This window comes from Euzebya pacifica, assembly GCF_003344865.1.
GTDB lineage: Bacteria > Actinomycetota > Nitriliruptoria > Euzebyales > Euzebyaceae > Euzebya > Euzebya pacifica.
In genome coordinates this window covers 1,184,814-1,204,871 of the sequence record NZ_CP031165.1, presented here as the reverse complement: position 1 = coordinate 1,204,871, position 20,058 = coordinate 1,184,814, and the positions used below count along the sequence as shown (strand labels likewise).

The 20,058-nt window shown below is 71.8% G+C and carries 18 protein-coding genes; 5 read left to right on the top strand and 13 right to left on the bottom strand.

What is annotated here, in order from left to right:
- Nucleotides 1–362: 362 nt before the first annotated feature.
- Complete coding sequence (locus tag DVS28_RS04900) at nucleotides 363–1,334, top strand: zinc-binding dehydrogenase (RefSeq protein ID WP_114590466.1); 972 nt, start codon at nucleotides 363–365, stop codon at nucleotides 1,332–1,334.
- A 74-nt stretch (nucleotides 1,335–1,408) separates the two neighbouring features.
- On the top strand, nucleotides 1,409–3,292 hold the full coding sequence (locus DVS28_RS04895) for a CocE/NonD family hydrolase (protein WP_164709937.1): 1,884 nt from the start codon (nucleotides 1,409–1,411) through the stop codon (nucleotides 3,290–3,292).
- Between the two features lie 208 nt (nucleotides 3,293–3,500).
- On the opposite strand, the gene hisG is transcribed toward DVS28_RS04895, so the two are convergent.
- Genes hisG through DVS28_RS04865 form a run of 6 tightly spaced genes read right to left on the bottom strand, consistent with a single transcriptional unit; the run spans nucleotide 3,501 to nucleotide 8,233 of the window.
- Nucleotides 3,501–4,376, bottom strand: a complete 876-nt coding sequence (gene hisG / locus DVS28_RS04890) for an ATP phosphoribosyltransferase (protein WP_114590464.1) — start codon at nucleotides 4,374–4,376, stop codon at nucleotides 3,501–3,503.
- Complete coding sequence (hisE, locus tag DVS28_RS04885) at nucleotides 4,373–4,672, bottom strand: phosphoribosyl-ATP diphosphatase (RefSeq protein ID WP_114590463.1); 300 nt, start codon at nucleotides 4,670–4,672, stop codon at nucleotides 4,373–4,375. The genes hisG and hisE overlap by 4 nt, the downstream gene beginning before the upstream one ends.
- A gap of 21 nt (nucleotides 4,673–4,693) precedes the next feature.
- A complete protein-coding gene (locus tag DVS28_RS04880) occupies nucleotides 4,694–5,503 on the bottom strand; it encodes a purine-nucleoside phosphorylase (RefSeq protein ID WP_114590462.1) in 810 nt (269 codons plus the stop codon).
- The gene (locus DVS28_RS04875) at nucleotides 5,503–6,618 is read right to left on the bottom strand and encodes an SIS domain-containing protein (protein ID WP_114590461.1); all 1,116 of its coding nucleotides are present in this window, start codon (nucleotides 6,616–6,618) and stop codon (nucleotides 5,503–5,505) included. Before DVS28_RS04875 ends, DVS28_RS04880 begins: the two co-directional genes overlap by 1 nt.
- The gene (locus tag DVS28_RS04870; RefSeq protein WP_108664086.1) at nucleotides 6,615–6,836 is read right to left on the bottom strand and encodes a Trm112 family protein; all 222 of its coding nucleotides are present in this window, start codon (nucleotides 6,834–6,836) and stop codon (nucleotides 6,615–6,617) included. Before DVS28_RS04870 ends, DVS28_RS04875 begins: the two co-directional genes overlap by 4 nt.
- Nucleotides 6,837–6,886: 50 nt before the next feature.
- A complete protein-coding gene (locus tag DVS28_RS04865; RefSeq protein WP_114590460.1) occupies nucleotides 6,887–8,233 on the bottom strand; it encodes a phosphomannomutase/phosphoglucomutase in 1,347 nt (448 codons plus the stop codon).
- A 22-nt stretch (nucleotides 8,234–8,255) separates the two neighbouring features.
- Between DVS28_RS04865 and DVS28_RS04860 the strand changes: the two genes are divergently transcribed.
- The gene (locus tag DVS28_RS04860; RefSeq protein ID WP_164709936.1) at nucleotides 8,256–8,852 is read left to right on the top strand and encodes a GNAT family N-acetyltransferase; all 597 of its coding nucleotides are present in this window, start codon (nucleotides 8,256–8,258) and stop codon (nucleotides 8,850–8,852) included.
- 15 nt (nucleotides 8,853–8,867) lie between these two features.
- On the opposite strand, the gene DVS28_RS04855 is transcribed toward DVS28_RS04860, so the two are convergent.
- Both DVS28_RS04855 and DVS28_RS04850 read right to left on the bottom strand, forming a co-directional pair.
- The gene (locus DVS28_RS04855) at nucleotides 8,868–10,388 is read right to left on the bottom strand and encodes a glycerol-3-phosphate dehydrogenase/oxidase (protein WP_114590458.1); all 1,521 of its coding nucleotides are present in this window, start codon (nucleotides 10,386–10,388) and stop codon (nucleotides 8,868–8,870) included.
- Nucleotides 10,385–10,972: a TetR/AcrR family transcriptional regulator gene (locus DVS28_RS04850; protein WP_216826399.1), complete on the bottom strand. Its 588-nt coding sequence runs from the start codon at nucleotides 10,970–10,972 to the stop codon at nucleotides 10,385–10,387. Before DVS28_RS04850 ends, DVS28_RS04855 begins: the two co-directional genes overlap by 4 nt.
- 92 nt (nucleotides 10,973–11,064) lie before the next feature.
- Between DVS28_RS04850 and DVS28_RS04845 the strand changes: the two genes are divergently transcribed.
- The gene (locus tag DVS28_RS04845) at nucleotides 11,065–12,690 is read left to right on the top strand and encodes an FAD-linked oxidase C-terminal domain-containing protein (RefSeq protein ID WP_114593994.1); all 1,626 of its coding nucleotides are present in this window, start codon (nucleotides 11,065–11,067) and stop codon (nucleotides 12,688–12,690) included.
- A 136-nt stretch (nucleotides 12,691–12,826) separates the two neighbouring features.
- On the opposite strand, the gene DVS28_RS04840 is transcribed toward DVS28_RS04845, so the two are convergent.
- From DVS28_RS04840 to DVS28_RS04830, 3 genes are all read right to left on the bottom strand, one after another.
- Nucleotides 12,827–13,009 (bottom strand): hypothetical protein, encoded by a 183-nt coding sequence (locus DVS28_RS04840; RefSeq protein WP_114590456.1) that lies wholly within the window; start codon nucleotides 13,007–13,009, stop codon nucleotides 12,827–12,829.
- Between the two features lie 151 nt (nucleotides 13,010–13,160).
- Nucleotides 13,161–13,538: a DUF6788 family protein gene (locus DVS28_RS04835; protein WP_164709935.1), complete on the bottom strand. Its 378-nt coding sequence runs from the start codon at nucleotides 13,536–13,538 to the stop codon at nucleotides 13,161–13,163.
- A 77-nt stretch (nucleotides 13,539–13,615) separates the two neighbouring features.
- Nucleotides 13,616–14,407, bottom strand: coding sequence for a DUF3499 family protein (locus DVS28_RS04830; RefSeq protein WP_164709934.1), 792 nt, complete (start codon nucleotides 14,405–14,407; stop codon nucleotides 13,616–13,618).
- A 106-nt stretch (nucleotides 14,408–14,513) separates the two neighbouring features.
- Here DVS28_RS04830 and DVS28_RS04825 point away from each other — a divergent pair, with 106 nt between their 5' ends.
- Nucleotides 14,514–14,912: a metallopeptidase family protein gene (locus DVS28_RS04825; protein ID WP_114590453.1), complete on the top strand. Its 399-nt coding sequence runs from the start codon at nucleotides 14,514–14,516 to the stop codon at nucleotides 14,910–14,912.
- Nucleotides 14,913–14,926: 14 nt separating this feature from the next.
- Here DVS28_RS04825 and DVS28_RS04820 read toward each other — a convergent pair whose 3' ends face one another.
- The gene (locus DVS28_RS04820; RefSeq protein WP_114590452.1) at nucleotides 14,927–16,732 is read right to left on the bottom strand and encodes a DUF5719 family protein; all 1,806 of its coding nucleotides are present in this window, start codon (nucleotides 16,730–16,732) and stop codon (nucleotides 14,927–14,929) included.
- The gene (locus DVS28_RS04815) at nucleotides 16,729–19,992 is read right to left on the bottom strand and encodes a glycosyltransferase family 2 protein (protein ID WP_114590451.1); all 3,264 of its coding nucleotides are present in this window, start codon (nucleotides 19,990–19,992) and stop codon (nucleotides 16,729–16,731) included. Before DVS28_RS04815 ends, DVS28_RS04820 begins: the two co-directional genes overlap by 4 nt.
- Nucleotides 19,993–20,058 lie beyond the last annotated feature (66 nt).

Sequence of the window (20,058 nt, the reverse complement as noted above, 5' to 3'; positions counted from 1 at the left end):
GACTTGGTCGCCTTGATGGCCGTCGAGAGGGGGTGGGCGTAGGCGAACGCCCCGACGGTGGCGATGCCGTCGCCGAGGGGATGGATGGTGCCGTCCGGGTCGAGCTCGTCGGCACAGTCCGGGCAGAACGGCACCGGACCGGGGTCTCGGCAGCCGAGGCAGCGCGTGGGGACGAGGATGTCGAGCAGCACCCCGTCATGCTGACCCGTTGCCCTGTGGGGCGTCCATCTCCTCCGCCGCAGCCTGTGGACAGGGGACCCGCGGTGTGCGGCCGGGCCGCACCTCGTTCGGCGCGATCGGGGCCTGCGTCGCCCCGGCGCGATTTTCCCCCCCGATCGCGCCGGTTGGGTAGCGTGACGACCATGCTGTCTGCCTACGCCGCCCGCTTCTCCCCCGACGACCCGTTGTCCGCCCTGGAGGTGGGCGAGCAGCCCGAACCCGAGGTGCCGGCGGGCTGGGAGCTGGTCACGGTCAAGGCGGCGGCGCTGAACCACCACGACCTGTGGTCACTCAAGGGTGTGGGCCTGAAGGCCGAGCAGCTGCCGATGATCCTCGGTGGCGACGCGGCGGGTGTGACCGCCGACGGGCGCGAGGTCGTCTGCCATGGCGTGGTCGCTGGCGCCGACGGCATGGGCAACGACACCGACCCCAACGTCAGGTTCAGCCTGTTCAGCGAGCACCACCCGGGCACCCACGCCGAGCGGCTCGCCGTCCCCAGCGTCAACCTGATCGACAAGCCCGCCGAGCTGTCCTTCGTCGAGGCCGCGTGCCTGCCCGTGGCCTACCTGACCGCCTACCGGATGCTCTTCGTCCAGGGCGGGTTCCGGCCGGGCGAGACCGTGCTGGTCCAGGGCGCCGGCGGCGGCGTCAGCACCGCCGCCATCCTGCTCGGCCGTGCCGCGGGCCTGCGCATCTGGGTGACGTCCCGCAGCCAGGAGAAGGCCGACCGCGCCGTGGAGCTCGGGGCCCACGAGGCGTTCGAGTCCGGCGCCCGCCTTCCCGCGCGGGTCGACGGCGTGCTGGAGACGGTCGGCCGCGCGACGTGGGAGCACTCGCTGAAGTCGGTGCGCAACCAGGGGACCGTCGTCGTGGCCGGCATGACCTCCGGTGACCCCTCCCCCGCTGGCCTGCCCCACCTGTTCTTCCGCCAGATCCGCGTCATCGGCTCGACCATGGGCACCCGCGCCGAGCTGCGCGACCTGCTGTCGTTCATGGCCGCCAGCGGCGTCCGTCCGCTGGTCGACGACACCTATCCCCTCGCCGAGGCGCGCACGGCCTACGAGCGGATGGCCGAGGGCGAGCTGTTCGGCAAGCTGGTGCTCGTGGGCGAGTAGGCGGCTGGAGGATTCTCCTCCCCAATCGTCGTCGATCAGCAGGAATGCGGCAGTGGACGTCGAACACCACCGCCATGAAGCTTCGACTCGTATCCCTGCTGATCATCAGCCTGATCACCGCCGGCCTGAGCGTGACTGGCGGCGGATCAGCCACCGCTGCTCCCTCGCCCCGCGGCTCGACCGTGACCGACGCCTGGTTCCCCTCCGGCGACGGCACCATGCTGCACGCCGAGGTGGCCCTTCCGACCGACGGCTGCGATGCCGTCGACAACGCCGATGGCACCACCGGGTGTCCGGTCATCGTCTCGATGGGCCCCTACTTCGGATCCGGCGTCCAGGACGGTGTGGCCCTCGGCTTCGGTGACATCACCAACGACGCCAACTGGTCCAACCGCTTCTCGGACTTCTTCGAGTACGAGTTCGACACCGACGACGACGGCGAGGGCGACACCAACATCTTCGAGATGGGCTACGCCGTCGTGCAGGTCGACTCGCGCGGCTACGGCGAGTCCGGTGGGTGCAACGACTATGGCGGGCACGGCGAGCAGATGGACATGGCTGCGGCCGTGACCTGGGCCGGCACCCAGGACTGGTCCAACGGCCAGGTCGGCACGTGGGGCAAGTCCTACGACGCCTGGACCCAGGTCATGGGCCTGGCGGAGAACCCGCCGCACCTCGAGGCCGCCATCATCCAGGCCCCGATCATCGACGGCTACGGCATCGCCTACGTCAACGGTGTGCACCACGACGCCGGCTGGTACGTCACCACCAACCTCTACGCGCTGTACGACTACAGCCCGAACTCGATCGCTGCCGTCACCTCCAACCCGGACCAGCAGGTCCACAGCGTGACCGGCATCGCCGGGATCAACCCCAACAACAACGGCGTCGACACGCCCGCGTGCTGGGCCCAGCAGAACGCCGAGGTCCTCAACCCCGACCGCGACTGGTACTTCTGGCAGGAGCGCGATCTGCGCCCCCGCGCCAGCCGCAACGATGACGTCGCCGTCTTCTACACCCACGGCTTCACCGACGTGAACACCAAGCCCGACCAGGTCTTCGGCGTCTACGACGGGCTGACCGCCAACAACCCCGAGAACACCCGTGCCTGGTTCGGCCAGTGGAACCACGTCCGCGGCTCCGACGCCAACGGCGGCGGCTACGACCGCGGCGACCACGACGGCTGGGTCGTCGGCCGCGCCGGCTGGAACGAAGAGGCGCTGGACTGGCTGAACCACTACCTCCGCGGCGAGGACTTCGCCTACGCGGTCAACGACCTGAACCTCGTCGAGGCGCAGGACCAGCTGGGCAACTGGCGCACCGAGGCGCAGTACCCCTCCACCGACGTCCGTTACCTGGACATGCCGATCGCGGCGGGCACCTACACCGACACGATGTCGTCCAACGGCTACTGGACGCTGTCCGAAGAGGTCGCCGCTGGCGAGGAGTTCCGCATCACCGGTGAGGCCGAGGTCACCATCGACGTCGACATCACCGTCCCCAACGCGCAGTTCGTCGGCGTCCTCTACGACGTGCTGCCCGGCGGCCAGGCGGAGGAGATCGGTCGGTCCATGTACCGCATCCCCTCCTCCGGTGAGTACACCTTCACCACCCACCCCGGTGACTGGGTCATGGAGGCCGGCCACCGCCTGGGCTTCGAGATCAAGTCCACCCACGCGGAGTCCCAGCCCTACCCGACCGGTCAGACCGTGACCGTCAACGGCGGCACCGTGTCCATGCCGATCCCGGAGTTCGTCCGTGAGCTGAACCTCGACGGCACCACGACCACGGCCCGTAGCCTGATGCGCGACGCCGTCTCCGGTACCACGGTCGAGCTGGGCGCGGACGTCTTCGACATCTCCTCGCTGGCCGCCCGCCCCTACACCCAGGCCGATGCCGACGCCGGCATCCCGAACCCGCAGGGTGACTTCGAGGGCACCGTCACCCCCTTCGAGTAGCACATACCCGAAACGCATCGGCCCCGTCGTCCATCAGGACGGCGGGGCCGTTGTCATGCTGCGGCGCGGTCGCCGCCGGGCTCCCCGCGTGTCGGGCGATCACGACGGGCGGCCCGGAATCCGACACGCGATCGGCCGCGGCAGCCCGGCTGACCCCACGCGTGTCGGGCGATCACGACGGGCGGCCCGGAATCCGACACGCGGAGGGCTAGTCCAGCAGCGCGACGGGCTGCGTGGCGACGATGTCGGTGGCGCCCAGGCCGCGGAGGTCGGCCAGGCGGGCCCACAGCTCCTCGTTCTTGGCGACGAAGTGCACGGCGACGAGCTCGTCGCGGCCGGCCAGCGGCAGCACCGTCGGGGATTCCAGGCCGTGGAACATGTCGACCAGGTCATCGATGCGGTCCTTGGGGACATGCATCATCACGTACCGCGCCTGGCGGGCGGCCAGCGCCGCCTCCATGCGCAGGTCGAGGTCCTCCAGCACGGCGAGGCCAGCGGTGTGGACGAACTCGGCCTCGCAGTCCCTGATCTCGGTCAGGACCTTGAGGCGGTTCTGCCGCAGCGACGTGCCGGTCTCGGTGTTGTCCACGATCGCGTCGGCGAGGCCCGCCGCGCAGACCCCCTCCAGCGACCCGCCCATGGCGACGACGCGGACGTCGATGCCCTCGTCGGCGAAGAACTTCTCCGTCAGGTTCGGCATGTGCGTCGCGACGACGCCACCCTCGAGGTCACGGTGGTCGGTGCGACCGTCGTCGTCACGGCTCGCGACGATGAGCGTGGAGCGGGAGTAGCCGAGCGGACGGCACTCGAAGCCCTCCAGCTGGTACTCCATGCCGATGTCGGTGGCGATGAACGCGCCGTCGAGGGCGCCAGCGGCCAGCGCGGCTGCGGCATCCCGAGGACGCATCTCGATCAGCTCCAGCATCCCGGCACGGGTCATGGACCCGGCGCCGCGAAGGCCCGAGACGCGATACCCGGCGGTGGACAGCAGTCGCAGGGCCTCGTCGCGCAGGCGGCCCTTGGAGGGCACGGCGATGCGCGCGAGGCCGGCCTCTGCGGCTCCCTGGGTGGACAGGGCGTTCATCGTTCGCCCCCCTGACGACGGTTCCGCAGCACGTCGGTGACGGATTCCCACGGGACGCCAGCGCCCACGAGCCCGGCCATCAGGTGGAAGACCAGGTCGGCGGCTTCCTCTGCGGCACGGTCGGGATGCACGTCGTCGGCGCCGAGCTCGAGACAGACCTCGAACGCCTCCTCCATGATCTTGCGCTGCACGGCGACCGGGTCGGTCAGCAGCGTCGCGGAGTACGACCCCTCGGGGGGGTCGGCCTTGCGCTGGCGGAGCAGCGCCTCGAGGTCGTCTAGGAAGTCAGCGGACACGACCCGGCAGGGTACCCGTCGTCAGCGAAGTGTCGGCAACCAAGCGGTGATCACTCGGCCGAGGCGTGGGCCCGCGGCCCGTCCCTCGACCATGACTTCCTCGTGGTCGGTGGGGGTGCCACCGATCCGGTGCACGTTGGTGATCAGCGAGCAGCCCAGCACCTGCATGCCCGCGGCGTTGGCGGCGATGACCTCGTTGACCGTGGACATGCCGACCGCGTGCCCGCCGACGATGCGGTACATCGCCACCTCGGCCTTCGTCTCGTACGTCGGCCCGGCAAGGCCCACGTAGACGCCCTCGCGGAGGGTGACGTCGACCTCCTTGGCGGCGGCGTGGAAGGACGCCCGGAGGTCGCTGCGGTAGGCGTCGGACTGGTCGAGGAAGTGGGGCGGCACGATGCCGGTCAGGGCGTTCTGCCCGCTGCCGTTGATGTGGTCGTTGATGACCATCAGGTCGCCGGGGTTCAGCGTGTCGACGATCCCACCGGCGGCGTTGGTCGCCACGTAGGTGCCGACCCCGACCCCAGCGGCGGCACGGACGGCGGCGACGACACGGTCGACGCCGAGGCCCTCGTAGAGGTGCACGCGGCCCTGCTGGACCAGCACCTCCACGCCGGCGAGGGTGCCCGAGACGAACCGGCCGGCGTGGCCGGGCACGGTCGTGTCGGGCAGGCCGACATCGGCGAAGGGGATCTCCAGCCGGTCGGTGACGGCGTCGGCCAGGTCACCCAGGCCCGACCCGAGGGTCAGCATCACGCGCGGGCGCCGGTCCCCCAGGCGGTCGCGAAGGGCGTCGGTGGCAGCGTTCAGTTCTGGCGATCCGGGCAGCATCAGGCCAGCGCCTCCTTCATCTCGGTGATGGGGTCGACCGGGGTGGGGTCGATGCGCCGGGCGATCGCGGTGTAGACGCTCGCGAGGTCGAGCAGGCCGGTCAGCGAGGCGAACCGCTCCAGGGGCCCGTCGCCCTCGGCGGTGACCTGTTCCTCCCACGCGAAGCGGTCGGCGAACAGGTCGCGCAGGACGTCGATGCGCCGCTGCTCGGCCGGGTCCTCCGCCAGCCACAGGACCGCCCCGGCCGTGGCGGTGTCGGCCCACGCGACGACCTCGTTGTGGCACAGCTCGGGAAGGCCGTGGTGGGTCGATCGCATCTCGGCGTTCTCCGCCAGCTGGCAACGCATCCGGTAGGCGGCCACCTCCCCGATGCCGCGGGTGCCGTAGAGGGCCGGGATGGCGGCGTCGGCGGCCGCGAGCCGCACGGCCAGCTGCTTGGCGGTGTTGTCGACGGTCGGGACGTCGCGTCGGTTCCGTTCGGCGATCACAGCCAGGCGGTCGATGGCCGCGTCCAGGTCGCGGTCGAGCTCCAGCGCCACGAGGACGGGGACCAGCAACGACCCGGTCGAGTGGCGGGGCTGCCCGCCACCGGGGACGTCGACCACGGTCTGGTCGGCGTCGTCGAGCAGCTGGGCGAGCTGGCCGCCCGAGGTGATCCCAATGACCGGCGCGCCACGCTCCAGGGCGACACGGGTCGCGTCGAGGGTCTCGCTGGTGTTGCCGGAGTAGGACACGGCGACGACGAGGGTCGACGCACCCACCCACGCCGGCAGTCCCGGCCCCTTGTGGGTGAACACCGGCAGGTCGTAGCCGGGCGCGGCGACGGCCTGCACGACGTCGGCGACGATGCCGCTGCCGCCCATGCCGCACACGACGACCTGGTCGACCAGGTCGAGGGGCGCGCGGACCCCCTCGGACCGCGCACGTGCGTCGGCCCACTGCTGGGCAGCCGTCTCGACGTCACCGAGCGCGTCGACTGGGTCGATCCCGCTCAGCGCGTCCATGTCGTCCAGGTCAACGGACTCCAGCTCGACGGTCTCCGGATCGACGGACTCCGGGTCGACGGACTCCGGGTCCATGTCCTCCACCCCCATGGTCGTCACGCGTTCGGTCACTTGTCCCGGATGATCGTGCCGTCGCCGGTGGTGATCTCCGACTGCCCACGGGGCGGCTTGGCTTCCTCCAGCAACATCACGGGGATGTTGTCGCGCACGGGGAAAACGGCGGTGCACTCGTTGCACAGGATCACCTGGCGGCGTTCCTTGTACTCGATCTCGGCATGGGTGTCGCAGGGACAGCGCAGCAGCTCGACGAGGTCCTTGGGGACGGCCATCGGGGGTACTCCTCGGTTCTTCTTGTTGGTCGGTGGATTGTGGCGGCTGGTCAGCCGCGGACGATGCCGAGCACCCGGTCACGGATCTCGGCCATGGTGGCCTCGTCGTCGCCCTCGACGTTGAGCCGCAGCAGCGGCTCGGTGTTGGAGGGACGAAGGTTGAACCACCAGCGGTCGGCCTCGACCAGCATCCCGTCGGGGTCGCTGATCTCGGCGTCGTCACCGAAGTGCTCGCGGACCGCGTCGATGGCAGCCTGCTGGTCGGCGACGGTGGAGTTGATCTCGCCGGACGCCGCGTACTTGTCGTACGGGGCGACCAGGTCGGCCATGGTGCCACCGGACACCGACAGCGCCTGCAGCAGGATGACCGCGGCGATGAGGCCGGAGTCGGCCCGGTAGTTGTCGGCGAAGTAGTAGTGGCCCGAGTGCTCACCGGCGAACAGCGCGCCGGTCTCGGCCATGACCTGCTTGATGTAGGAGTGGCCGACCCGGGTGCGAACGGCCTTGCCGCCCGCGGCCTCGACCGCCTCGGGGACCGTCCGGGAGCAGATGAGGTTGTACAGGACCGTCTCGCCCGGGTGGGCGCGCAGGGTGGTGTCGGCGATGACGGCAGTGACCAGCGACGGGGAGACGCCGTTGCCCTCGGCGTCCACGCAGAACATGCGGTCGGCGTCGCCGTCGAACGCCAACCCGATGTCGCAGCCGTGTTCACGCACTGCGGCCTGCAGGTCGAGGAGGTTCTCGGGCTCGATCGGGTTGGCCGGGTGGTTGGGGAACGTGCCGTCGAGCTCGAAGTACAGCGGGACGACCTCGAAGGGCAGGGCGTCGAACACCGCAGGCACGACGAGGCCCGCCATGCCGTTGCCGGCGTCGACGGCGACCTTCAGCGGGCGCAGCGCGTCGACGTCGACGAAGCCACGCACGTGGTCGGCGAACGCGTCGATGGTGCCCTCGACGGTGCGGTGCGCACCGGGCTCGTCCGCCGGTTCGGGCAGCGTGCCGTCGAGGATCAGGTCACGCATCTGCGCCAGGCCCGTGTCGAGGGCCACCGGTTCGGCCCCGGCGCGGCAGAACTTCATGCCGTTGTACTGCGCAGGGTTGTGACTGGCGGTGAACATCACGCCGGGCACCCCCATGTCACCGGAGGCGTAGTACAGCAGGTCGGTGGAGGCCAGCCCGATGTCGACGGTGCCCACGCCCTGCGCACGGACGCCGGCCATGAACGCCTCGGCAAGCTCCGGACCGCTCGGGCGCATGTCCCGTCCGACGACGATCTCGGGGCCACCGAGCACCACGGCGGCGGCGCGACCCAACGCGTGGGTCAGCTCGGTGTCCATCTGCTCGGGTACGGTCCCACGGATGTCGTAGGCCTTCACGATCTGGCTGAGTTGGTCCATCTGGCGGAGGATGCTACGCGGTATGTCGAGCGGCACGGGTGTCCGACAGGTGGGTTCCGCCGGGCGGCGGGTGGTCGACGTCCTCGCTGCGGCGTTCGCCGACGACCCGTGGCTGCGATGGTCGATGCCCGACCCGGGCGCCATGCGGTCCCTGATGAGCCTGTTCCTGCGGACCGTCGGCGTGCCGTACGGCAAGGTGCTCGTCGCCGGTGACCCCGTCGAGGGGGTCGCGGTCCTGATGCCACCCGGGGCGCAGGCACCCGACATGCCGGAGGTCGGTGAGGTCGTGATCGGCCTGCACGGCCGCCGGATCGGTCCGACCCTGGATGCAGAGGCGGTGCTGGACCGGGTCCGTCCGACCGACCCCGGCTGGGTGCTGCACACCCTCGGGGTGGACCCGACGGCGCAGGGGACCGGCATCGGCTCGGCGTTGCTGGACGCGTGCATCGCGCTGGCGACCGCGGACGGTGGGCGGCTGACGCTGGAGACCGCCACCAGCCGGTCGCGCGACTTCTACCTCGCCCGCGGGTTCGTGGTGACCGCCGAGGTCGACCTGTCGGTCGGTCACGGGCTGGGCGAGCAGGCGCCGACGGTGTGGATGATGGGCCTACGGATCTGAGCAGGTCGCGGCCGGTCAGCCGGCCGAACGGTCGAGCAACGCCTCCGCCACCGGCAGGGCGGCCTCGCGGTCGGCCGGGACCAGCCCGATGCGGGTTCGGCGGTCGATCAGGTCGCCAGCGGTGGTCGCGCCCTCGCGCTGCACGGCGAAGACGAGCTCGGCCCGAAGGTAGGGAAGGTGGTCGAGGACACGTCGGCCGAGGGTGGGGTCGGCCGCGATCAGGTCCTCCAGCACCTCGGCCTCGCTGCCGTAGCGGCCGACCAACCAGGCCCGTGCCGCAACCCAGTCCAGCCGACGGCGTGGCAGGGCGCCGACCAGGGGTTGGCGTGCGGTGGTGCACGGACGGTCGGTCAGCCGATCGACGACGTCGGCGGCCATGTGCCGGTAGGTCGTCAGCTTGCCGCCGACGATGGTGAGCGGTCCGTCGCCGTCATCGAGCACCAGGTGGGCACGCGACAGGTCGGAGGTGGCCTCGGTCTCCCCCGCCACCAACGGACGGTAGCCCCCGTACCCGCCGACGACGTGGGCAGGGTCGATCGGCTGCTCGAGGACACGTTCGATGGCACCGAGGAGGAACGCCCGCTCCTCGGGGGTCACCGTGGACTCGTCGGGTACGTCACCGTCCACGGGATCGTCGGTGAGCCCCAGGTAGATCCGCCCGTCGGGCTGGGGAAGCGCGAAGACGAAGCGGTTCAGGTGGCCGGGCACGGGGGCCGACAGCGCCGCCGTCGGATTTCGCAGGGCCGCCCCGTCCAGCACGAGGTGCACGCCGCGGCTGGGCCGCAGGCGCACCCGTTGGTCCAGCGTGTCCGACCATGCGCCGGCGGCGACGACAACCCTGCCGGCACGCACGTCCACGCGGCTGCCGTCGATGTCGAGCACGGCCCGGTCCCGGTGGGCCTCGACGGCAGCGACCCGGGTCAGGACCGCGGCTCCGAACGCCGCTGCGGTGCGGGCGATGGCGACGACCAGGCGGGCGTCGTCGACCAGCTGGCCGTCGGTGTTCAGCCAGCCGCCGACCAGGCCGGACCGTCCGACGGCAGGCACCCGGTCGCGTACCCCCTGCGGGGTCAGCCAGCGGGGGCCGGGCAGGGTGCGGCTGCTGGTCCCCGCGGCGATGCGCAGGGCGTTGCCCGCCACGTAGCCGAGGCCCGACAGGACCCCGGCGCTGGGCGGCATCCCGTCGTTGAGGGGGGTGACGAACGGCAGCGACCGGGTGAGGTGCGGGGCGATGTGCTCCATCAGCCGCCCGCGTTCGACGGCGGACTCGTGGGCCAGCCCGACGTCGCCCTTCGCGAGGTACCGGAGGCCGCCGTGGGCCAGCTTGGAGGACCAGCGGGAGGTGCCGTTGGCGAGGTCTCCCCGGTCGACCACCGCCACCTCCAGGCCACGCGTGGCGGCGTCCAGCGCGATGCCGGCACCCGTGAAGCCGGCACCGACGACCAGCACGTCGGGACGCCATCCGTCGGCCAGCCGAGCGAGGTCGGCGGCACGACGGTCGGCGGTCAGGGCCGACGGCGGCAGGGGGGCGGTCACGCGCCCGCCTCCACGCGCGGCGTTGCAGGAACGGACGTCGCGGCCAGGCCGCCACGCAGCAGGGCAATGACGGCATCGCGCGCCGGTGCCTCGCCGACCTCCCTGTCGGAGATCCGGTGCGAGACGAGGAACGACTGCACGGTCACGAGCACCACGTGGGCCAGCACGGTCGGGTCGGCGTCGCGGATGCTGCCGTCGTCCTGTCCCTCGACGACCAGGGCCTCGAGCACCTGCAGCGCGGTTCGCTGCACGACACCGAAGCGGTCGACCAGGTAGGGCAGCAGGACGTGGGGGTCGACATCGAGGACCTTCCTGACCAGCGGATGTTCGGGCAGCGCACGGAGGCCCGTGTCGACGGTCGCCAGCAGGCGATCCAGGGCGTCGCCACCGTCCTCGGCGGCCTGCAGCGCCGCCGACAGGACGCCCACGAGCTCGCGGGTCAACAACGACGCCACGGCATCCCCCACGTCGTCGAAGTGGGTGTAGAGGGTGGCCCGGGACATGTCGGCCGCGCGCGCGATGTCGGCGAACGTGGTTCGCTTGACGCCCACGCCGAGCACCACCTCGTAGGTGGCGTCGAGCACCGAATCAACACTTGAACGCTTCATATATAAGTGTCAAAGTGTAGGACACCATGAACGACTCGTCCACCCTCGTCACCCCCGCTGAGCAGCCCATGACCTGGTCGGGGTGGGGTGACCCCACCCTTCGACCCGGCCTCTCCCCGCGCGCCGAGGCCCACCTCGCCCGCTGGATCGGTCCGCTCGAGCGCCACACCCCGCCGGTGGCGCTGGAGGACGTGCGCACCAGCCCGTCCCGCCTGGACGACACCACTCGGGCGGCGCTGACCGCCATCGTCGGCCAGGAGGGCGTTCGCGACGACCATCGGACCCGGGTCGAGCACGCCGGCGGCAAGAGCTACCCCGACCTGCTTCGCCGCCGTCGCGGTGATGCCGTGGCCGCGCCCGACGCCATCGTCTACCCCCGCAGTCACGACGAGGTCGCCGCGGTGCTCGAGCAGGCCGTGGAGTCGGGCATCGCCGTCGTCCCGTTCGGTGGCGGCACCAGCGTCGTCGGCGGCGTCGAACCCGAACGCGGGCCGTTCGACAGCCTGATCGCCCTCGACCTGTCGCACATGGATCGGCTCGTCGACATCGACGAGGAGTCGCTGCTGGCGACGTTCGAGCCGGGCATGCGCGGACCCGAGGCCGAGGCAGCCCTGCGCCGCCGCGGCTACACGCTGGGACACTTCCCGCAGAGCTACGTGTACGCCTCCATCGGCGGCTACGTCGCCACGCGCTCGGCTGGACAGGCGTCCAGCGGCTACGGCCGGATCGACGAGAAGGTGCACGCCGTGCGGCTGGCGACCCCGGCCGGCGAGCTGTCGTTCGGCCGCGCGCCCGCAACCGCGGCCGGCCCGGACCTGCGCCACGCCGTCGTGGGGTCCGAGGGCCTGCTCGGGGTGATCACCGAGGCCACGCTGCGGGTCCACCACGCACCGGAGCAGGAGGTCCACGAGGCCTGGGCCGCGCCGTCGTTCGCCGCAGGCGCCGAGGTGTTGCGTGAGCTGGTGCAGTCCGACGCCGCTCCCGACGTCTGCCGGTTGTCCGACGAGGACGAGACCCGGGTGTTCCTGCAGCAGACCGAGGGGCTGAAGGGCAGCGGGTTCCGCGGCTACCTGAAGCTGCGTGGCTACGGCGAGGGGTGCCTGGTCATCCTCGGCTGGAGCGGGCGGAGCGACGGCATCGCCCTGCGCCGCGCGGCGGCCACACGCATCCTTCGCGAGCACGGGCTGCTCAGGCTCGGTGCCAAGCCCGGCGAGGCCTGGGCGCACGGGCGCTTCAGCGGCCCCTACCTGCGGGACGACCTCATGGACCGGGGCGTGTTCGTGGAGACCCTCGAGACGTCAACGACGTGGTCGCGGATCCCGACGCTGTACACGGCAGTCCGGGACGCGCTGACCGACACCCTGACCGGCCTGGGCACGCCGCCGATCGTGATGTGCCACATCTCACACGTCTACGAGAGCGGCTGCTCGCTGTACTTCACGTGGATCGCCCGCCAGGACGTCGGCCGGGAGCTGGAGCAGTGGCAGGCGGCGAAGCAGGCCGCGGGTGATGCGATCATCGGTGCGGGCGGCACGATCACCCACCACCATGCCGTCGGCACGGACCACCGTCGCTGGATGACCGACGAGGTCGGGTCGCTGGGGGTGGCGATGCTGCGCAGCCTCAAGGACACGCTGGATCCGACCGGCATCCTCAACCCGGGCAAGCTGTTGCCCGACCCGGACGCCGGCTGACCCCCGCCGGTCCTGAAGTCGGGTCCGGTCCTGGCGTTGGGCCAGTCCTGGAGTTGGGGCCGGCGCCGGACCCACTGGGTCGGGCGCCGGAGGCCTGGGTCAGGGGCGGCGAAAACACGCCGCGCCAAGGGCTGGGCTAGCTGCTCAGCTCCGCGATGACGACGTCGAGTCCGACGTCGGCACCCTCGGCGACGTCCTCCCACCAGCGCTGCTCGCAGTGGCGGCAGGTGTGGAACTGCATCGGACGATCCTTGGGGGCCAGCGCAACGCTCAGCAGGTCGGTGCTGGTGCAGTTGGGGCACGAGATGTGGCTTGTCATGGCGGTTCGCCTTCCGAGTCGATTCCGCTCTACTCGAACCATCGGCAGGCAGCCACACCTTCGCCATGGCTCGTCGTGGCCAGATCCGAGGGCACAGCAGGGCTAGTCACGCCCTCCCGTTCCCGCTGCCCCGACCGCTCGTCGCGGTGTGTCAGAGCAGGCGGAGGGGCGGGCGCCCGCCGTCGTCGTCGGGCGCCGGCCCGTCGGGCTGCCCATCACGCTCGGCGTCGAGCGCCTCGAGCTTCCTGCGGACCTGGCCGGGAAGCTCGCTGCCGATGTACTGGCTGCGCTTGCGCCCTTCCTCGTGCCAGTGGGCGTACCAGTACGGCCCGTGTGGGCAGGTGGCGCAGGCGTCCTTGTTGCAGCGCACCAGCTTCTGTCGGTACTGCACCGACGGCATGCCGGGCACGTCGTCGATCTCCACCACCGGCGACTCGCTGTCCAGCAGCAAGCCCCTGGCGAGGATCAGGAGCTGCCGGAGCTCGGGCTCCGGCAACCGCCGCACGTCGGCCACGAGACTGCGAGACAACCCCATCCACTCACCCACCCATTCGAGAAACCGTGACCACAGTCTTTCTGAGACTGGGACAAGAAGTCACGTTGCCCTCAATCAACACTTGAGTCCATCGTCCGGAGGGGCAGCTGGACGACGACGGCCTCGCGGCGGGCCGGCTGCGGGGCGGGCGGCACGACTGCAGCGTCCTCGGGTGCGACCGTCCCGCTGACCGCCTCGCTGACCCCGGTGTCGTTCGTGATGGCGTCGCTCGTGACGGTGTCGTTCGTGACGGTGTCGTTCGTGACGGTGTCGTCACGTTCCTGGTCCCGGTGCTGATCGTCGCGCTGCGGGCCCGGACGGTCCTCCAGGTCGATCTCCAGCGTCCCGACGACGGTGCCCGAGAGGTCTGCGGCCATCTCGCGGATGACCGGGGCCAGCTCGTGGGCGACACGGGTCAGGGTGCGGGAGGGACGGTCGTCGTCATCGTGGGCGTCCACGGATTCCCGGCCGTGCTCCCCGATCCGTTCCCCGTCGCCCTCGTCCTCCGGTGCATAGGAGGGCAGGTCGTCGAGCAGCGCGTCGTACCGCGACGGCGGCCTCGGCGGTTCCGGGGGCGCGGCCTGCAGCATGCTGCGGACACCCTCGCGCAGCCGGGTGGCCCGCTCGACGATCTCGGCGGCCGATGGCTCCTTGGGCGCCTCGACGGGCTGGCGCGTGTCCACCAGGGTCCAGCCCTTGGGCACGGTCAGGCAGTCCGCATGATGGGGGCAGAGGTCGTGGGTGGCCGGATGGTCGTCACCGAGGTCGGACAACCAGACCTCGGCGGAGGCGTAGCGGTAACTCAGCGTCGCGGCGGCGGGCCAGCGACAACCGGTCTTGATGCACGAACGCATGTCGGCCATGTCCTCGACCGTACGACCTCGAGGCGCCGGATCCTCGTATTTGCGCCCGGGATGACCTACCGCATCGAGCGGGTGAAGTCGAGCCGATGCAGTATCACTGTCGGACATGAGCAACCGAGACCGGCGCGGCCGGGGCACCCGTGCCGACAACGACCTGCGACACCGACCGACCGATGGCTTCCGCACGGCCAGCACGGCACGGTTCCTCGTGCTGGTGCGTGGGGCCGTCGCCGCGCTGCCGGGCGACCTCCGTGCCCACCTCGACCCCGTCGAGCTGGTGGTCACCGACGTCCCCTCCCGACGGTCGTTGGAGGAGGTGCGCCCCTCGGGTGACGTGCCGTTGGCCCGCGTCGGGTTGGCTCGGGACGACACACCGGCACGGCTGACGGTCCACCGCCGCCCGATCGAGCTGCGGGCCTCGACCCGTGAGGAGCTGCAGGGCCTGCTGGGCCAGGCGGTGGAGGACGCCGTTCGCGAGGCGCTGGGACTGGGCCCGTCGAGCTGACGGGCCCCGGCAGGTCAGCGGTCGGTCGGGCGGCGGCGGTGGCCGCGGCGGACCTTGCCGAAGAGGCTGCCCTCCTCCTCGCTGGTTCCGGGGGGCAACGGCGTGGGGCTGGCGCTGGGTTCGCCGGACGGTGTGGGTGCCGGCGCGGTCGGGCTCGGCGTGGGCGCCGCGCCGTCGTCGGCCTCCGACGCCCCGTTGTCCGCTGGGCTGGCGGTGGAGGAGGGGACGACCGGCGGAGTGATGTCGGGCAGGGGCACGGGGGTCACGCTCGGTCCGACGTCCTCGGCCTCCGAGCCGACCCCACCCTCGGCGCCGCCGGTTTCGTCGACGACCTCCGGGGTGGGCGTGGCCGTCGCGGAGATCGCCGGGATCGAGGTGAGGCCCGGGTCACGCTGGGCGGCGACCGCCTGACCACCACCCAGCAGCGCACCGGTGTCGACACCCGTGGCCGACCAGAACGCCGTTGCGCTTTCCGGCCTGAGGTTGACGACACCCGCGACGAGCGGCAGGTCCGTCGAGACCCTCGCCGGCCCCTCGGGCGTGGCTTCCGACAACGACAGGGAGGTCACCCCGTTGGGCGGCACCGCCACGGCGGTCCACGTCTCGGGCATCCCTCCGGCCACCTGCACGTTGGCCGTGGCCACCTCTGCCCCGGGGTTGTAGAGGGTCACCGTGGAGCTCGCCGCCTGTCCCCCGGACACGGTCCAGCCGACCGCCGCCGCCGGCACCGCAGAGGCAACCGCGACCCCGGTCCGCTGGACGTCCTCGATCGCCGAGGTACGGGTCGCCACGACGCCGACGCCGTTGACGCTGGTCAGGCGCACGCCGAACCGCGGCAGGGCCGACAGGCCGTGGAGGTCGATCCGGGTCGTGCCACCAGCGGGGACGGTCGTCTCCGACGCCAGGGATGCCGCGTCACCCAGCGGGGTCGACACCTGCAGCTGGACGGCGGCTGCGCGGGTGCCCGGGTTGTAGACGGTCAGCCACGAGGTGGTGACGTCGTCGCTGGTTGCCTCGGCCACCGCGATGTCCTCGTCGGCACGGGAGACCGCTTCGATGAGCGCGGTGCCGGTGGGCCCCTCGACGTTCTCCGCGGGCGGGGCCAGGCGGACCTGTCCCTGCGGGACGACACGACCGGCGCGGCTGGTCACGGTCACGGCCAGGTCGGGGGCCTCGGGACGGAACTGGGCCAGGTCCAGGACCTCCGAGGACCCAGCCGGCACGAGGAGCTCGTCGGCGATCACCAGCTCGACACGACCTTCGGCGGTGCCGAACTGCAGGCTGACCAGCGCGTCCTGGTCGAAGGGGTTCATTAGGTGCAGCAACGACTCCGAACCGAGGCTGGTGTCGAAGCCCGTCAGGTGCCACTGCGACGCGGGGCTGGTCGCGCAGCCGGACACGGCCACTTCCTCGCCGTCGGTCAGCTGGTAGCTGGCCACCATCGGCCCGCCTCGCCAGCTGACGGTGAGGGGCTGGCCGAGCTGCGCCGCGGGGATCGGCAGCGTGGCCGACGTGCCGGCCTGCAGCAGGCTGGGCGGCTCGACGACGGGCGCACCGTCGACGTACCGGGTGATCGCCACCTCGCTGTCGATCTCGCTGGCCGAGGACAACACCAGGGCTGCACCGCTTCCCTCCTCCGCGGTGATCGGGCAGTAGGCCGTGCCGGTGGTCGCCACGTCCACCGCGGTCGGCGAGGGAGCCTCGAGCTCGCGCGAGGTCGTTGTCTGGCTGGCCGCGACGCTGCCGACGACGACCAGGATCGAGGCGAGCAGCAGCGCCACACCGCGCTTGCGGCCACGGGGACGGTCCAGGTCGCTCATCGGGCACCCCCTCGGGTCGAGCCGTCGGTCGTGCCGGGTGGCGGGGCGTTGGGGTCGATGCGGGGGATCACGGTGGTGGTGTCGGCCAGTCCGACCAGCTCGGTCGGCATGGTGGCGACCGGCTCGTCGTCCTCACGACGGCCCGGCGGACGCAGCGCCAGGGAGATCACGCCGAGCGCGACCAGCAGCTGCACGGCCACGACGGCCCGGCGCCGGAGGCCCCCGGCCGCGACGACCCGGAACCGGTCCTCGGCGCTGTTGTCGACGCGGAACGCGGTGACGGGGGGCAGCTCGACGCGTTCGAGCTCGCCGCCGGCGTCCGCGGCACGCCACGACCCCGAGTCGGCCTCGGAGAGGACCAGCAGGCCGTCGGTGGCACCACCGGTGCCACCGCTGTACTCACCGGGTCCGACGTGCACGAGGGCACCCTCGGCGGTGCGGTTCCCGAAGCTGGGCAGGCCGGAGGCCAGCAGCTGGGAGGCGGCGGGATCCGGCACGACGCTGGCGCGGGGCAGCCAGCTGCTGACGCGATAGGCGACCGCGGCGGTGGACGGCAGGGGCTCGAGGGCGCGTTGGCCGGCGAGGGAGGCCTGGATCTCCGCATCGGGGGCCAGCAGCACCACGTAGCGAACGTTGAGCAGGCCCAGCACGGCCCCGGGCGAGTCGCCGACGCCCGCAACAGCCTGGGTGACGGTGGTGTCGAGCAGGCGGGTCAGCGATTCGTTGCGGATGGTGCCGAAGGACACCATCGTCGGCCCCTGTGCGCCCGTGACCTCCCAGCGCACGGTGCCGTCCTCGGCCCGGTCCAGCAGCAGGACGCGGTACTCGCCCAGCTGGTCGACGTCGGCGCCGATGAACGCCGGCAGCAGCTGGGGGTCCTGGCGCAGCTCGATCCAGGGGCCGCCTGCCAGCAGGACGATGCCGGCGACCAGACCGACGGCGATGCCCATCGCGGCAACACCCGTGCCGACCTGGCCCGCGCCGAAGTCGCTTGCGAGCAGGGTCTCCGTGGACCACCGGGCAACGATCATGGCCAGGACGGCCAGGGCCACTGCGCCGGGCAGCAGGAGGGCCGGCGGCCAGACGAGGGGCAACCGGTAGAACGACGCGGCCCAGCCCGCGGCCCCGGAGGTGACGACCAGCAGGACGAGCGCCCCGGTGATCAGCGGACGGGCCCGCATCCCGACGACGAGGGCGCCGAGCAGGATGGCGCCGGGGATGGCGAGCATGGTCCAGCCGAGGGCTCCGTCGAGTCCGTCGACGATGCGGGGCTGACCCACGATCGCCTGCCACAGCGGCAGCCCGAGGATGGCGGGAGGCCCGCCGTCGGTGGCCAGCGTCCCCCCGGAGGGTCCTCCGTCACGGATGACGTCGAACAGCCAGGGTGCGAGCATGACGACGGCGCTGGCGCCACCCACGGCCAAGCGGAGCAACGGTCGGATCCAGCCGCGCAGCAACGCGACCACCATGCCGACGAGCACCACTGCCGGCGCCAGCAATCCCTCGACGGGCGCCGAGCCGAGGGCCAGGAGGACGGCGAGGGACAGCAGCGCCGTGCTGCGCCACGCCACACCGCGGTTCGTCGAGGGGTCGGTCGCGCGGATGACCAGCGAGACGATCCCGGGCAGCAGCGTCGACACGACCGCCACGCCGTAGCGGCCCTCGCCGAGCGAGCCGAGCACGACCGGGGAGGTCACGTACACGGCGGCGCCGATGACGCGCGGCCACGGGCGGCTGGTCACCAGCCGGCCGGCGCGCAGGGTGACGACGAACGCCAGCGGGATCAACCCGAAGACGAGCACCCGTTGGGCCAGCCAGGCGCTGCCGAGCAGGGTGGAGAGGATCCCCAGGACCGCCTGGACCGGAGACGGGAAGGACGCAGACGCCAGCGGCTCGCCACCCCACGGGCTGAGGTAGGACTGCAGGAAGGCCGTCGCATCCTCGGGCCAGGGCGAGATCTCGCCGCCGACCAGCTGACCCTCGCCCAGGAATCCGCTGAGGGACACGAGGAAGGCCAGCAGCAGGGGGATGCCCAGCAGGACCAACGGCCGGTCACGCAGGAACCGTTGGACGGGTTGGTCGGCCAGGGGGTCGACTCGCGCGACCGTGACGTCGTCGGCATCGACAAGGGCTTGGGTCGAGTCGCCGGAGGCAAGCTCCATGATCGACTCGCCGTAGCGGCGCAGGCGCGGCAGGCCCGGCGTGAACAGGCTGGACAAGCGCGAGTCGGGCTGGCGGCGCGCGGCCTGCACGGCACGGCGGCGGCGAAGCGTCGCCGGCAGCTGCGCCAGGTTCCACAGGTAGGCGCGGACCATCGCGAAGCCCTCGGCGAAGCGCCGGGACAGCACGAGGCCGAGGATGCGCAGGACGTCGATCAGCGCGCCGAGTGGCAGGACCCACGCCAGGCGACGGCCCGAGTAGTTCTTCAGCATCGAGGCGAGCGTGTGCCGCTCGATGCGGTAGCGCGCCTCCTCCGGGCTGCGGCGGCCCTTGACGTGATGGGCAGATGCCGCCAGGTGGTACCCCACGGCAGACGGGACGACGGCAACACGCCGACCGGTCACCCACGCCCGCCAGCACAGGTCCATGTCGTCGCGGAACTGGTCGAAGCGGGAATCGAAGCCACCCAGGGTGGCGAGCGCGTCGCGGCGCAGCAGCATGCCGGCGGAGGACACCCACAGCACGTCGCCACGGGAGTCGTGCTGGCCCTGGTCCAGCTCGTCGGCATCGAGGCGGTCCTCGGCCCGACCGAAGGCGTCGGCGCTCATGCCGACCTGCTGCAGCAACGGGTCGTCAGCCCATTCGCGCAGCTTGGGCCCCACGATCGCGAGGGAGGGGTCCTCCTCCATCGCACCGACCAACCACTGGACGGCGTCGGGCATCAGGGCCATGTCGTCGTGCACCAGCAGGACGTAGTCGATGTCCTCGTCCTCGGTGGCGCGCAGCGCGGCCACGACGGCCCGACCGAAGCCCTGGTTGCGCTCCATCGTGACGACCCGGTCCTCGGGAAGCCGACGGCGAAGCAGCTCACCGCTGGTGTCGGTCGATGCGTTGTCGACGGCGATCACGTCGAGGTTGGGATACCCCTGGGCCCGCAACGTGCGCAGCGCCCCGAGCACCCATTCCGCGCCGTCATGCGCCACGAGGACCGCAAGGACCTTCGGGGGACCCTCGGGGCGCCGGACTGGATCCGGGCGCGGCGGCGCCGGCGAGCGCAGGGGCTCGCTGTCGGACGGGGGGGTGGGGGTGGGGGTGGACATCAACGTCGGTGACGCCCCGGAGAAAGGGTGCGTCGAAGGGTCAGGCTATCGACGCACCCCCCGGGG

Bases quoted from the DNA above. Each gene is read 5' to 3' on its own strand.
- DVS28_RS04840 (WP_114590456.1), bottom strand. From the start codon at position 13,009: ATGACAAGCCACATCTCGTGCCCCAACTGCACCAGCACCGACCTGCTG.
- DVS28_RS04895 (WP_164709937.1), top strand. From the start codon at position 1,409: ATGAAGCTTCGACTCGTATCCCTGCTGATCATCAGCCTGATCACCGCC.
- DVS28_RS04880 (WP_114590462.1), bottom strand. From the start codon at position 5,503: ATGCTGCCCGGATCGCCAGAACTGAACGCTGCCACCGACGCCCTTCGC.
- DVS28_RS04825 (WP_114590453.1), top strand. From the start codon at position 14,514: ATGAGCAACCGAGACCGGCGCGGCCGGGGCACCCGTGCCGACAACGAC.
- DVS28_RS04845 (WP_114593994.1), top strand. From the start codon at position 11,065: ATGACCTGGTCGGGGTGGGGTGACCCCACCCTTCGACCCGGCCTCTCC.
- DVS28_RS04860 (WP_164709936.1), top strand. From the start codon at position 8,256: ATGTCGAGCGGCACGGGTGTCCGACAGGTGGGTTCCGCCGGGCGGCGG.
- DVS28_RS04870 (WP_108664086.1), bottom strand. From the start codon at position 6,836: ATGGCCGTCCCCAAGGACCTCGTCGAGCTGCTGCGCTGTCCCTGCGAC.
- DVS28_RS04865 (WP_114590460.1), bottom strand. From the start codon at position 8,233: ATGGACCAACTCAGCCAGATCGTGAAGGCCTACGACATCCGTGGGACC.
- hisG (WP_114590464.1), bottom strand. From the start codon at position 4,376: ATGAACGCCCTGTCCACCCAGGGAGCCGCAGAGGCCGGCCTCGCGCGC.
- DVS28_RS04820 (WP_114590452.1), bottom strand. From the start codon at position 16,732: ATGAGCGACCTGGACCGTCCCCGTGGCCGCAAGCGCGGTGTGGCGCTG.
- DVS28_RS04830 (WP_164709934.1), bottom strand. From the start codon at position 14,407: ATGGCCGACATGCGTTCGTGCATCAAGACCGGTTGTCGCTGGCCCGCC.
- DVS28_RS04900 (WP_114590466.1), top strand. From the start codon at position 363: ATGCTGTCTGCCTACGCCGCCCGCTTCTCCCCCGACGACCCGTTGTCC.
- DVS28_RS04815 (WP_114590451.1), bottom strand. From the start codon at position 19,992: ATGTCCACCCCCACCCCCACCCCCCCGTCCGACAGCGAGCCCCTGCGC.